We start from the raw sequence: 12,608 nt of genomic DNA, 5'->3' as shown, positions 1-12,608 counted from the left end.
ATGCGGGAGTCAAGGCGAGTTCGGAAGAACCTGGGTAATAAAAACCACCCCGGTCGACATCCGAAGTGGATGCGGACCGGGGTGGTCTTATTTGAGCGCAGTAGAAAACCTACCGCGGAGTTTTACTGCTCGAGCTGGCGACGCTCTTCAGCGTTCTGAGCTTCGAGGTCACGGAACATCTGAGCCTGCTGCTCGTGGTTCTCGTGCTCGATACGAGCTGCCTCTTCGGCGATCTCCGGGGAGTCCGGGGAGAAGAAGCTACCGCGACCCGGGTTACCAGCGGCGCCCAGTTCGTTCATGGTCTTCGGGACGTAAGCACCCTGGTACTCGAGCGGAACGGCGTGGCCGTGCTCATCGACCGGACCCAGTGGCTGGTGGACCTCGATGAAGGAACCATCAGGCAGCTGGTTGATGATGCCCGTCTCAATGCCGTGCTCCAGGACAGCGCGGTCAGAGCGCTGCAGGCCGATGCAGATTCGGTAAGTGACGAAGTAAGCGATCGGAGGCAGGATAATCAGACCGATACGGCCAACCCAGGTCATCACGTTCAGCGAGATCTGGAAGTGGTATGCAATCAGGTCGTTACCACCGGACAGCGTCAGCAGGGTGTAGAAGACCAGAGCCATGGCACCCAGGCCGGAGCGAACCGGCACGTCGCGCGGACGCTGCAGCAGGTTGTGGTGGGCGTTGTCGCCGGTGATCTTCGCCTCGATGAACGGGTAAGCGAAGAGCAGGACAACCAAAATACCACAGAGCAGGGCGACCCAGAAGACTGCCGGGATCGTGTAGGAGCCCAGGTAGAGCTCCCACGGCGGCATGACACGGGCAGCACCGTCAGTCCACAGCATGTAGATATCCGGCTGGGAACCGGCGGAAACCTGCGCTGGGTTGTACGGTCCAAGGTTCCAAATTGCGTTGATCTGGAAGATACCAGCGAACAGCGCCAGGAAGCCGAAGGTAATCAGACCGAAGGAAACGGACTTGACCGCGAAGATCGGGAGGATACGAACGCCGACGACGTTGTTCTCGGTACGACCTGCGCCGGGGAACTGGGTGTGCTTCTGGTACCAGACCAGAGCCAGGTGAGCGGCAATCAGACCCAGCAGCAGAGCAGGGAGAATCAGCACGTGTGCAATGTACAGGCGTGGGATGATCATGTCACCCGGGAAGTCGCCGTTGAACATCATCCAGTGCAGCCAGGTGCCGATAATCGGCAGACCGATGATGATTGCGGACATAATACGCAGACCAACACCGGAAAGCAGGTCGTCCGGCAGGGAGTAGCCCATGAAGCCCTCTGCCACGGACAGCAGCAGGAGGATGGAACCGATGACCCAGTTAGCTTCACGCGGCTTGCGGAATGCGCCGGTGAAGAAGATGCGGAACATGTGCGCCATGATGGACACGGCGAACAGAAGAGCACCCCAGTGGTGGATCTGGCGAATGAACAGACCACCGCGAACCTCGAAGGAGATCTGCAGGGCGGTCTCGTAGGCGCGAGACATCTCGACACCGTTGAGTGGCGCGTAGGCACCGTCGTAAATGACCTTCGACATCGACGGGTCGAAGAACAGAGTCAGGTAAACACCCGAGAAGAGCAGGACTACGAAGGAGTAGAGTGCAATCTCACCCAGCAGGAAGGACCAGTGGGTAGGGAATACCTTATTGAGCTGCTTACGCATGCCGCCAGACAGGGTGTAGCGGTCATCCATATTTTTAGCAGCGGTTGCTAGTTTCGTTGGATTACTCATGATTGACGCTCCCAGAATGCCGGACCGACGGGCTCAACGAAGTTGCCCTCTGCGTACATGTAGCCTTCTTCATCAACGCTGATCGGCAGCTGCGGAAGAGCGCGAGCAGCTGGACCGAAGACCGGCTTGCCGTAGTGCAGTGCATCGAACTGCGACTGGTGGCATGGGCAGAGAATACGGTTCGTCTGCTGTTCGTACAGAGAAGTCGGGCAACCAATGTGTGTACAAATCTTCGAGTAGGCGAAGTAGTCGCCGTAGTGGAAGTCTTCCTGATCCTTGCGCAGGATTGCCTTTTCAGCGTCCTGGGAACGCAGACGAATCAGCATGACCGAGTTGCGGGAGCCGTGAATCGAGTGCATGTGTGCCTCGTAGACATCGGCATCCTTGGAGTACTTGTCGCCGTCGTTGACGTCCTCTTCCGGAAGCGGGAAGACAGTCTCCATAGAACCTGCGGACAGGTCCTCCGGGCGGAGGCGAACCAGACGGGAAACGCCCTTGGTGGTGTAGCCGTGTGCACCCTCTTCAGCGATAGCACCGGTGTCGCGACCCAGGTAAACCTTGTGGCCCTGCTCAACGAGAGTCCAACCGGTGGTCCACAGAGTTCCGTCACCAGTGACGTCAACGTCGTGGCGTGGCTTCCACGGGTTTTTAATCATGCCGCCAAGAGGAAGAATCATGCCGATACCAGCCAGGACGGCACCGGTACCGAGGAGGCCCTTGATAGCGGAGCGACGGCCCAGGGTGGAGGTCTGCCAAGAATCGTTCAGCAGGGCAACGATAGTCTTCTGGTCGACCTCTTCGGACGGACCATCGTGGCGGCGCTGAACCGAAATCTCTTCCGGGATGAAGCGCTTGGTGAATTTAACTGCACCAATACCCAGGGTGACGATGCAGCCACCGATGGTGATACCCAGCAGCGGGGTGTACATGGTGTACAGCCACAGCCCTTCTTCGCCGTGACCCTTGTAGTGCCACGGGTAGAACAGGTAGATGGCGATGAATGCCAGGCCAAGAATGACCGACAGAGCCAGCCAGATGGCGACGCCACGGGCCGCGCGCTTTTCAGCCGGGTCGTTGGCAATCGGGAAGCGTTCCTTGCGGTAAGCAATGGTCACGTCGTCGAGCTCAGCGCCCAGACGAGCGAGATCCGCATTGCTCATCTTCGACAGCTCTTCGGAGCTGTACTTCTTGTTTTCGTTATTACTCATCGGCGGGATCCAATCCAAAGAGCGGCCGCTACGAGAGCGACGATGCCTACAATCCACATGACAAGACCCTCAGCAACCGGGCCGATGCCACCAATACCCCAACCACCCTGGGTCGGAGTTTCCTTGGAGTTCTTGATGTAGGCGATGATGTCCTTCTTCTCGTCAGCAGACAGCTGGCGGTCAGAGAACTTCGGCATATTCTGCGGGCCGGTCAGCATGGCCTGGTAGATTTCCTGCTCATTTGCAGGATCCAGGACCGGTGCGTACTTACCGCTGGACAGTGCGCCGCCACGACCGGTGAAGTTGTGGCAGGATGCACAGTTCAGGCGGAACAGTTCGGAACCGCGAGCAACGTCAGCCTTGTCAAGCTCACCGTTCGGGCCGGCGTTCTTACCGCGCAGCGACTCCATAGCAATGGAGCCGTCTTCGTCGCGGACAATGCCTGCGCCGCCACCATTAGCCTGGACGTAGGCTGCGATAGCCAGCGTCTGCTCTTCGGAGTAACGCGGGGTCTTACGTGCTGCCTGAGCTTCATTGCGAAGCATCGGCATACGACCGGAGTGAACCTGGAAGTAAACCGAACCCTCGCCGACGCCAATCAGTGACTTACCGCGGTCCTTAACGCCCTGGAGGTTGGCGCCGTGGCAAGTAATACAAGCAACGTCATAAAGTTCCTTACCCTGCTTAATCATTGCGGCTTCATCCTGCTGAGCAGTAGCCGTCTGTGCATCAGGGGTCAGAGCATTAGCGAGGAAGCCCGCGCCGGTGAGGGCGAGAGCCATAGCCATAATGCCGGAGGCAGTACGGCGCATCTTGCGGCGGCCCTTTGACTTCGGAGCCGCAGCCAAGGACGTGGTGTCCTTGGTTTCGGAGGTAGTGTTTTCCATCTTTTTCCCTTTAAGACTGTTCGTGGAAAGTGGATGGGCTGTAGGCCGTACTAAACAAAGGACGGCCAATACGGCCTACTGGATGAAGTAGATGGTGATGAACAGGCCAATCCACACGACGTCGACGAAGTGCCAGTAGTACGAGACCACAATGGCAGCAGTGGCCTGTGCCGGGGTGAACTTCGCCTTGGAGGTACGGATAAGCACCACAACGAAAGCCAGCACACCCGCGAGAACGTGGGCTGCGTGGAATCCGGTTGTGATGAAGAAGACCGAACCGTAAATGGAGTTCTGAATGGTCAGACCGTGGCTAACCAGGGTGAAGTACTCGTAAGCCTGGCCAACGAGGAAGATTGCACCCAGGGCGGTAGACAGTGCGTACCACTTACGGAGTGCGAAAACGTCGCCACGCTCGGCCGCGAACACGCCCCACTGGGCAGTGAACGAAGACGACACTAGGATCACGGTGATCACTAGTGCGTACGGGACGTTGAGGTGGCCGGTACCCCAATCCCACGAATCGCCCTGGCCGTTCGCGCGTGACACGAAGTACATCGCGAACAGACCGGCGAAGAACATTAATTCCTGAGACAGGAACACAATCGTGCCGACACTGACCATATTCGGTCGGTTCAGTGTCGCAGCACGACGTGGTGCTGTCATACCTTGATTTTCAACTGCGCTCGTCACATCTAACAGTATGTACTGTTCTTAAGGAGTAGTCACGTTGCAACCCCCGTTTTTGTATAAAAATTCCTAAAATCCCAGGTCGTGAGGAAAGGTTTCTGAGAATTTCACTAATTTTCACCCTGTTGGGAACTTTCCGGTGTTTTTATCCGACGCGGGTGAATTCGAGGGTTTTGTTGTGCCGAGGTGCGCGGTGTCCATCCCCCTGGACTGTCAGGTTCACCTCCAGCGAACCTGAGTTGGCGATACTGCGGCATCAGCTGTCGGCTAGTTTATCGCAGGTTTGGCTCTGTTTAATATCGTATTTTTCCAGTTGCCCCAATGGGGGTGAGATTTTCGGTGAACGCAAAAGGCGGACCTGGTGATGCGCCGGATATATGGGGGAGGTATCTTGTCTTATTACGTACACCACGGTGGGATTTTCCAGAAGCCCGTGATGTGGTGCACCTGGTGGGCGGGGTAACTAGCAGTACCTAGGTGCAGTTGTATTAATAAAGTACGAGTACAGACTTGACTATCTAGTGGAAGGGAGTGGCGATGAGCGAGATCGGCGATAAGAGGGCGGTCGAAAACTGGCGCCACGTTCTCTCCACTATTGGTGCTGGCCGCGAGGTTTCCGGTGAGGGCATTCGATTCGCCATGAATCAGATAATGTCCGGTGCTTCTGGGGACGTGCAGACCGCAACGTTTGCGTTCGGTCTCCTCGCCAAGGGAATCACGGCTGCCGAGCTCGATGCTGCGGCTGAGGGCATGCTTTCATTTGCCCGCCCAGTTCATGACCCACAGCTCGCCGGTGTTATTGAGCGCGGAGCAGTCGATATCGTCGGCACCGGTGGTGATGGCGCAAATACCGTCAACATCTCCACGATGTCCATGATTGTTATCGCTGCCAGCGGTGTGCCTGTGCTCAAGCACGGTAACCGCGCGGCTTCTTCGAAGTCGGGTGGCGCTGACATGCTGGAGGCCTTCGGCGTCGACATTGAGGACGGTCTCGTTACTTCTCCGGAACATCCGGATTTCTACGTGCGCTTCCTCTTTGCCGCTCGCTTTCATCCGGCCATGCGCTTCGCTGGACCGGTGCGCAAGGAGCTAGCGGTTCCTACCGTCTTCAACCTGTTGGGGCCGCTGACGAATCCAGCACGCCCGCAGGCGAGCTTGATTGGCTGTGCCTTCGAAGATCAGATGGAGACGATGGCGAACACCTTCGCCCGCCGTGGTCAGCGCGCGCTGGTGGTTCGCGGAAGCGATGGTCTCGACGAGATTACCGTTACTGGCCCCACCAAGGCCTTTATTGTGGAAAACGGTGAGGTTGCCGAAGATGTCATCGATCCACATGACTATGGCATGGAGTACTCCGAAATTGACGCGCTGCGTGGCGGTGACCCTGCTTACAACGCTGATGTTGCACGTCGCATTTGGGCTGGCGAGCTCGAAGGTCCGATTCGCGATGCAGTCATCCTTAACTCCGCCGCTGCAATCGCCATTTCGCGTGGTCTGGGTGGCCGTCCACTAAAGGAAGCTATGGCCGACTCCATTGAAGAGGTCAAGGAAACACTCCAGTCGGGGCTGTGCTTGGACATCCTTACCGCGGCGATGAAGGGTTAAGGTTCGCGTCGCGCTTCACGACGTGCTTGCTGCGCGTCAATTGCCCACTGAAGGTATTTTCCTGCGCCCAGCCTAGGGTAGGAAAACTCGCCTCCGGTGGGCTTTATTCGTACCTCCGGGCGCTGCAGCCATTTCCAGATAATACTGAGTTCATCAATTGATGCTCCTTTATATAAGGAGTCATCTGGAGTGACTGTTTGGGCCGAACTCTCCATGAGGTCGATGATGTAGTTCATATCCGCGCCACGTGGTGCGGTGCTGGCGCCGGCCAACCTGCCATAGCGAATTTCCGCTAGATGCCAGCCGCCATTGCCGTTGGGGAAGGCGGCTTGCAGAGATGGGATGGCGGCAAGCATGCTCAGGCGCTGCTGCTTGTCCAAGCTGATAATGAACTCCGCAGTGCGGTCACGCTGCACTGCCGCGCGTTGGAAGCGGTGTGCTTCGGCAAGTGCTGATATCTCTGCAATCATGTCTGCGATCTCGTCGGCACCGGTGGTAGAGATCTGGGTGGTTGTTATCGCAAAGTCGTCGTTAAGCGCGGAGAACCTGTCGCGGATGGCAGTAGCGGTGTCGCGCGTGCGGAAAGGACCTAGGCTGCGGGCGTCGGTGACTGTCCGGCTAATCTTGGCAGGCCGACCGGGGCTAGCGGGGACGATGTACCAGCCGCGGGTTGGTTCGGTGCGTTGTCGGTTGTAGGGCGGACGGAGTGCAGAGATCAGGCGAGCCTCGCGGATTTCTGCAGCGAAGCCGTGCGGGCACTCGATGATCTCGACGCGTTCGGCTAGAGAGACCATTTCCGTAATCTTGCGACGAGAATCAGTGCCGTTGAAATACTGCAGAAGTCTACGTCGCAAATCGAGAGCTGTACCTATATATAAGGGGTCGTCATTTCTTGACCGAAAAACATAGACACCAGGGGTGTGCGGAGCTTCATCGGCAAGGTGCCGTTTAGCACGAACCTCTGGAGCGACGGTGGGCGAGTAGTGCACTAGCTCGGACGCTGTTTGTACTTCATCGCCAGCTAGTCTCTCCATGAGGTAGTGAAGAACGTCGACGGTTGCGATTGCGTCGTCAAGCGCCCGGTGGGTGGGGCGATTCGGAGAACCGACGTACCGTGCGAGCTGTGAGAGCTTGAAACTGCCAACTTGTGAGCGGTCGAGGACGCGACGCGCCAACGTGAGAGTGTCTACGACACTGGGGCTTGGCCAGTCTAGGCCCAGGTCGGTGCAAGCTTGGCGGAGGAATCCAATATCGAACTTGGCATTATGAGCAACCCACACGCTTCCCCGGGCAAATTCGAGGAACTGAGTAATAACTGTGCCGAGCTGTGGGGCAGTTTCAACATCGGCGGTAGTGATGCCGGTGAGAGATGTGATGTGGTCCGGGATTTCCATGCCGGGGTCGATGAAGCTGGAAAAGGTGCCAATTGTCTTACCGCCACGGGTTTTGATGGCCCCAATTTCAATGATGTGGTCGTTCTTGGCCTTCAACCCGGTCGTTTCTAGGTCTACGACGACAAAGGTGGTGTTGAAAAGAGAATCATCGACGGAGCCTTCGAGGTGGAAGTGCTGTTGTCCTGAATTCACGTCAATAATCCTATTCTGAGCGCTCCTAGTGGTGTTAAAACTGTGAAACTTGAGCAAATTGGGCTTCCGAAGACCGAAGTGTGATGCAAAACACATTCTGGGTTCGTGGTAAAAATGCGTCGACTTCGAAGTGGTAAGTGTAAAGTCTCCTGCGAACTTCAAAACACCAGGTAGTGATAGATTTATCAAACCGTTATCATTCTGTTGCGGGGGAAGTGTCTAGTTGTAACGGGTTGGTAACGGTTTAGTTCTATTGATGGTAACAACGCGCCCTAGGGCGGTTTTCTTGACGGATGGCTAGACAAAACTTGATGCCATTTCGTAACCTTATCGAGACATTGAAACGGGGCCACTGAGTTGGTGCCGGTCATTGATAAGAAAACACAGAGCCTTATCGAAGGTCCTGAGGGTCTAAGTAGTGAGAGCCTCAGGGGATTCGAGCCGGGGACCCACCTCGAACCATGGGGTGAATCCCAAAGGGAGATCCCGGAGGGTAGGAAGTCTTCCATTCTTCCGAACCCGTCAGCTAACCCGGTCGGCTAAACAGGAAGATTTTGGAGTTTCAAAACAATGGGCAAGCACCACCGCCGTTCTAACTTTGCACGCAACGCAGTTGCATTTGGCGCAACCGTCGCCGGCGTTACCGCTCTCGCAGTTCCGACCGCTAACGCTAACCCGCTGAACGACATCCAGGGCGCGCTGAACGGTTTCGATACCCCGCAGGTTGCAGGTCTGCAGGATGTTGTTGGCAAGTTCAACGATGTCGCAGGTGAGGTTACCTCCGGCAGCGTTGCAAACGTTGCAGCACCGTCCACTGGCTCGGCTATCGTCTCCGCTGCACGTTCCAAGATTGGTTCCCCGTACGTGTGGGGCGCTACCGGTCCGAACTCTTTCGACTGCTCCGGTCTGACCTCCTGGGCATACCAGCAGGTCGGTAAGTCGATCCCGCGTACTTCCCAGGCGCAGGCTTCCCAGGGCACCCCGGTCTCCAGCCCGGCACTGGGTGACATCGTTTCCTTCTACTCTGGCGCTACCCACGTTGGCATCTTCTCTGGCAATGGCAACGTGATTCACGCTCCGCAGTCCGGCGATGTCGTCAAGGAAGCTCCGATGAACTACATGCCGGTTCACAACTTCGTCCGCTTCTAATCTGTTTGAACGGATGACAACCTGCGGGGCCTAGGTGCCCTGTAGGGCCTTGGCTCTTTTTAGTGAGGGGCACTGAGGTGAGCGCCCGAGTGCTGACGCTATGCGCGTCGTAAAGCACTTTGGGGCGCTCGCCTCATTTTTGTTTTAGTACTGCGGTTACGCAATGCGTGAAGCCAGAGGGCTATCCTGGTTGCTCCCTTTGGATACCCCTTTATGCTGGCGGTTTGTCGGTGTGTTGTTCCGCGGCAAGGCTGCTACAATTTGCTCGAATGCGTCAAGTGGTTTGATGTTTTGTTTTTCGGGGAAGAAATTTGAATACACAACTTGAAAAGGGTTTGGATTTGTCGCGTCACCGTGCCTCTCGCCGTCGCCACAACTCTCGTCGCGGTGTAGTCGGGCTGACGGTCGTGACTGGGCTAACCTTTGGCTCCGTAGGTTTGGCGCCAATTGCGTCTGCGCAAGATGAACAGCCAGCCCCGGATCTGGCTACTGCAGACGGCATTATTGCAGAGCTGGAGAAGATTTCTCGGGATACCGAAGCGGTTTCTGAGGAAGTTACCGAGCTGGATTCCCAGGTTCAGGCTAAGGAAGAGGAACTCCGGCACGCCGAGGGGGAGCTGAAGCACTCTGAGGATCAGGTTCTCCGAGCACAGGATGACCTCAAGGCGCTCTCTGGTGAGATTTCGTACTTCGCGAAGAAGCGGATGCGTGGTGAAATCGTCGACCCGTTGTCGGCCGCCCTGGGATCTGCCAGTGCTCAGGACGCTATCGACCGTGCCGGTTACATCAATAAGATGTTCCGCGACAACGATGAAGTTGTCAGCCGTGCGGTGCAAGCTCGTAAGGATGCCGAGGATGGTAAGGCCAATGCGCTGCGTCTGCAGGGCGATATTCGCAAGCAGCTCGATGATTTGGCTAAGCGTCGCGATGATTTGGACAAGCGCAGCGCCGAATTTGATGAGCGCGCCGAGCATGTCAAGTCCATGGTTGATTCGCTGAGCCCAGAGCAGCGGGACATTTGGATTTCCAAGAACAATCCAATCACCGAAGGGCTGGACAAACTGCTCGGATCTTCCGCCGCAGTTGATGCCGCGATGTCGAAGCTGGGTTCCCCGTACTCGTGGGGAGCTGCTGGTCCCTCTGAGTTCGATTGCTCCGGTCTGATGTACTGGGCGTACCAGCAGATTGGTAAGTCCATTCCGCGTACTTCGCAGGCTCAGCTCGCCGGTGGTACCCCGGTAAGCCGTGACCAGCTGCAGCCAGGTGACATCATCGGTTACTACCCGGGCATTACCCACGTAGGCATGTACATTGGCAACGGCCAGATTGTCCATGCTTCCGACTACGGCATTCCAGTCCAGGTCGTTTCCATTGACCAGGGTGGCCCGTACCAAGGCGCTGTCCGCTTTTAACTAGCGGCAGGTGGCTTCGCGTCTTTTTTAGTCAAGGTAGATAAACTCGACCCCATGTCTGCGCGCGTACTGCTCATTACGAATGACTTCCCGCCTCGTGATGGTGGAATCGAGTCCTACCTGCGTGATTTCTGTGCTCGCTTGGATCCGGAGAACCTCGTAGTCCTCGCGTCCTCGCGAGCTCCTAAAGAAAAGCTCCGCGCCTACGATGAGTCGCTACCGTACCGTGTTTATCGCATGCGTGATTCCGTGCTGCTGCCACTGCCGCACGTAGCTCGTCGCGCCGCTCAGATTATTCGCACCGAACGCATTGACACCGTCTGGTTTGGTGCCGCCGCGCCACTTGGTTTGCTTGGCGACGCATGCCGTCGCGCAGGTGCCACCCGCATCGTCGCTACCACTCACGGACATGAAGTGGGCTGGTCGATGCTTCCATTGGCCCGCCAGATGCTGGGGCGCATTGGTAAGAGCTCCGATGTTGTGACCTATATTTCCCGCTACACCCGTGGTCGATTTGCGGCAGCCTTTGGCCCGCAAACAGCCTTTGAACGCCTGCCTTCCGGTGTCGATGTCGAGCGATTTTCCCCGGCCCCTGAGGCGGGACAGAAGATCCGGCAGTACCACGGAATCGATGAGTCCCAGCCGCTTATCGTCTGTATTTCTCGGCTAGTGCGCCGAAAAGGCCAAGATATGCTGATTCGCAGCATGCCTAAGGTTCTTGAGCAGCACCCGGGTGCCAGGTTGCTGATTGTGGGCGTTGGTCCGTTGAATCGAGAGTTGGAAAAGCTGGCAGCAAAGCTTGGGGTCTCCGAGCAGGTCATTTTTGCCGGCAAGGTCTCCTATGAGGATCTCCCCGCCTATTACAATGCGGCCAGCGTCTTCGCCATGCCCGCCCGAACCCGCGGACGTGGCCTCGATGTAGAAGGCCTCGGCATTGTCTACCTGGAAGCACAGGCCTGCGGTGTCCCTGTCTTAGCTGGCAAGTCTGGTGGCGCCCCGGAGACAGTTATCGATGGCGAAACGGGCATCGTTGTCGATGGGGCCTCGCAGCGCAGCGTCGCCACCGGGCTGGTTGAGATTTTGGATGATCCGGAGCGCGCGGCGGCGATGGGAGCCTGTGGTCGGGAGCATGTTGTGCAGTCGTGGACCTGGGAGGTCATGGCTGCTCGGGCTCGCCGAATTCTCCGAACCTGCGCAATCCCTTTATAATCAACTGTTATGTCCACCGATATTCCGATTCATCCGAGCTCAGACGAGTCCGCCGCCGCTGAACGCCCGGCTATCGGTTTTGATATTGGTGGAACAAACCTGCGCGCTGCAGTGGTCAGCGCTGATGGGCAGGTGTTGTATCGAGTTCAGACTAGTTCTGATGGCAGCGTGGATGCCATTGAACGTGGCATTGTCCAGACGTCCGAGCGCTTGGTTGAACGTTTTCCAGATGTCAGCGCCATCGGTTTAGCTGTAGCTGGTTTTTTGGATTCTGACCGCCAGACGGTTCGTTTCGCCCCGCATCTGCCATGGCGCGATGCGAACGTCGTCAAGCGTTTATCCTTGCTTCTCCCATGCCCTCTGCAGCTTGAGCACGATGCCAACTCGGCCGCCTGGGGCGAGTATCGCTTTGGTGCGGCCCGCGGTGCGGATAATTGGGTGCTGTTTGCGCTGGGTACGGGAATCGGTGGCGCGATGATGCAGGGTGGTGAGATTTACCGTGGCGCGTACGGCACGGCGCCGGAATTCGGCCACCTCACCGTTGTGCCGGATGGTCGTCCCTGCTCCTGCGGAAAGCGTGGATGCTTGGAGCGTTACTGCTCGGGTACGGCGTTGGTAACCACAGCTCAGGAACTCTCTCAATCCGGGCGCTACTTCTCGCGGCTTACCGACGGGCTCGTGGCCGGCTCGGTAACTGGTACCGATGTCGTCTCGGCCGCTCGGCAGGGGGATGAATTGGCTCTAGCTGCGATTGATGACTTCGCTACCTGGCTCGGGCGTGGCCTGTCGATGGTGGGCGATGTCTTTGATCCGGAATTGATTGTCATCGGTGGCGGTGTTGCCTCGGCATCTGATCTATACCTGGAAAAGGCCAAGGCCGAGTTTGCCCGCAATCTCACCGGTGCTGGCTATCGTCCGGTGGCGGATGTGCGGGTCGCTGAATTGGGTGCCGATGCCGGGTTGATTGGTGCGGCGGATATTGCGCGCAGCGTTGTGGCTGCCGAGGGTGCGGCATCGTCGTAAAGCGTCGATTGGGGGATTGTAGGGGAATTCGCCCGCGAAAAGGTGGGGGAATGGCTGCGGAGATGGATCGCCGGACCACGTGAACCTGTAT

Annotated in this window: 10 protein-coding genes and 1 riboswitch; of the genes, 5 read left to right on the top strand and 5 right to left on the bottom strand. The window is 57.3% G+C overall.

The window, feature by feature from the left end:
- Window positions 1-122: 122 nt before the first annotated feature.
- From HMPREF2708_RS08940 to HMPREF2708_RS08925, 4 genes are all read right to left on the bottom strand, one after another.
- On the bottom strand, window positions 123-1,751 hold the full coding sequence (locus HMPREF2708_RS08940; RefSeq protein WP_070833973.1) for a cytochrome bc1 complex cytochrome b subunit: 1,629 nt from the start codon (window positions 1,749-1,751) through the stop codon (window positions 123-125).
- Window positions 1,748-2,959 (bottom strand): cytochrome bc1 complex Rieske iron-sulfur subunit, encoded by a 1,212-nt coding sequence (locus HMPREF2708_RS08935; protein WP_038625865.1) that lies wholly within the window; start codon window positions 2,957-2,959, stop codon window positions 1,748-1,750. The genes HMPREF2708_RS08940 and HMPREF2708_RS08935 overlap by 4 nt, the downstream gene beginning before the upstream one ends.
- Complete coding sequence (locus tag HMPREF2708_RS08930; RefSeq protein ID WP_070833972.1) at window positions 2,956-3,846, bottom strand: cytochrome bc1 complex diheme cytochrome c subunit; 891 nt, start codon at window positions 3,844-3,846, stop codon at window positions 2,956-2,958. The genes HMPREF2708_RS08935 and HMPREF2708_RS08930 overlap by 4 nt, the downstream gene beginning before the upstream one ends.
- Before the next feature lie 75 nt (window positions 3,847-3,921).
- Window positions 3,922-4,536 carry an aa3-type cytochrome oxidase subunit III gene (locus HMPREF2708_RS08925; protein ID WP_141737489.1) on the bottom strand — a complete coding sequence of 205 codons (615 nt, stop codon included), beginning with the start codon at window positions 4,534-4,536 and terminating at the stop codon, window positions 3,922-3,924.
- A 534-nt stretch (window positions 4,537-5,070) separates the two neighbouring features.
- On the opposite strand from HMPREF2708_RS08925, the gene trpD reads away from it, so the two are divergent.
- Window positions 5,071-6,138, top strand: a complete 1,068-nt coding sequence (gene trpD / locus HMPREF2708_RS08920) for an anthranilate phosphoribosyltransferase (RefSeq protein WP_070833971.1) — start codon at window positions 5,071-5,073, stop codon at window positions 6,136-6,138.
- Here trpD and HMPREF2708_RS08915 read toward each other — a convergent pair.
- On the bottom strand, window positions 6,135-7,724 hold the full coding sequence (locus tag HMPREF2708_RS08915) for a DEDD exonuclease domain-containing protein (RefSeq protein ID WP_070833970.1): 1,590 nt from the start codon (window positions 7,722-7,724) through the stop codon (window positions 6,135-6,137). The genes trpD and HMPREF2708_RS08915 overlap by 4 nt on opposite strands.
- A gap of 413 nt (window positions 7,725-8,137) precedes the next feature.
- A riboswitch (cyclic di-AMP (ydaO/yuaA leader) is annotated at window positions 8,138-8,280 on the top strand.
- 14 nt (window positions 8,281-8,294) lie between these two features.
- Here HMPREF2708_RS08915 and HMPREF2708_RS08910 point away from each other — a divergent pair.
- From HMPREF2708_RS08910 to HMPREF2708_RS08895, 4 genes are all read left to right on the top strand, one after another.
- On the top strand, window positions 8,295-8,873 hold the full coding sequence (locus tag HMPREF2708_RS08910; protein WP_070833969.1) for a C40 family peptidase: 579 nt from the start codon (window positions 8,295-8,297) through the stop codon (window positions 8,871-8,873).
- 341 nt (window positions 8,874-9,214) lie between these two features.
- Window positions 9,215-10,285: an NlpC/P60 family protein gene (locus tag HMPREF2708_RS08905; protein WP_371326303.1), complete on the top strand. Its 1,071-nt coding sequence runs from the start codon at window positions 9,215-9,217 to the stop codon at window positions 10,283-10,285.
- Between the two features lie 54 nt (window positions 10,286-10,339).
- Window positions 10,340-11,494, top strand: a complete 1,155-nt coding sequence (locus tag HMPREF2708_RS08900; protein ID WP_070833967.1) for a glycosyltransferase family 4 protein — start codon at window positions 10,340-10,342, stop codon at window positions 11,492-11,494.
- 9 nt (window positions 11,495-11,503) lie between these two features.
- Window positions 11,504-12,517: an ROK family glucokinase gene (locus HMPREF2708_RS08895; protein WP_070833966.1), complete on the top strand. Its 1,014-nt coding sequence runs from the start codon at window positions 11,504-11,506 to the stop codon at window positions 12,515-12,517.
- The last annotated feature ends 91 nt before the right edge of the window (window positions 12,518-12,608 follow it).

It is taken from the genome of Corynebacterium sp. HMSC073H12, assembly GCF_001837775.1.
GTDB lineage: Bacteria > Actinomycetota > Actinomycetes > Mycobacteriales > Mycobacteriaceae > Corynebacterium > Corynebacterium amycolatum.
This window is presented reverse-complemented; position numbering and strand designations above follow the sequence as displayed.

Coding starts and splice junctions, on each gene's coding strand:
- HMPREF2708_RS08940 (WP_070833973.1), bottom strand. CDS start 1,751: ATGAGTAATCCAACGAAACTAGCAACCGCTGCTAAAAATATGGATGAC.
- HMPREF2708_RS08935 (WP_038625865.1), bottom strand. CDS start 2,959: ATGAGTAATAACGAAAACAAGAAGTACAGCTCCGAAGAGCTGTCGAAG.
- HMPREF2708_RS08930 (WP_070833972.1), bottom strand. CDS start 3,846: ATGGAAAACACTACCTCCGAAACCAAGGACACCACGTCCTTGGCTGCG.
- trpD (WP_070833971.1), top strand. CDS start 5,071: ATGAGCGAGATCGGCGATAAGAGGGCGGTCGAAAACTGGCGCCACGTT.
- HMPREF2708_RS08910 (WP_070833969.1), top strand. CDS start 8,295: ATGGGCAAGCACCACCGCCGTTCTAACTTTGCACGCAACGCAGTTGCA.
- HMPREF2708_RS08900 (WP_070833967.1), top strand. CDS start 10,340: ATGTCTGCGCGCGTACTGCTCATTACGAATGACTTCCCGCCTCGTGAT.
- HMPREF2708_RS08895 (WP_070833966.1), top strand. CDS start 11,504: ATGTCCACCGATATTCCGATTCATCCGAGCTCAGACGAGTCCGCCGCC.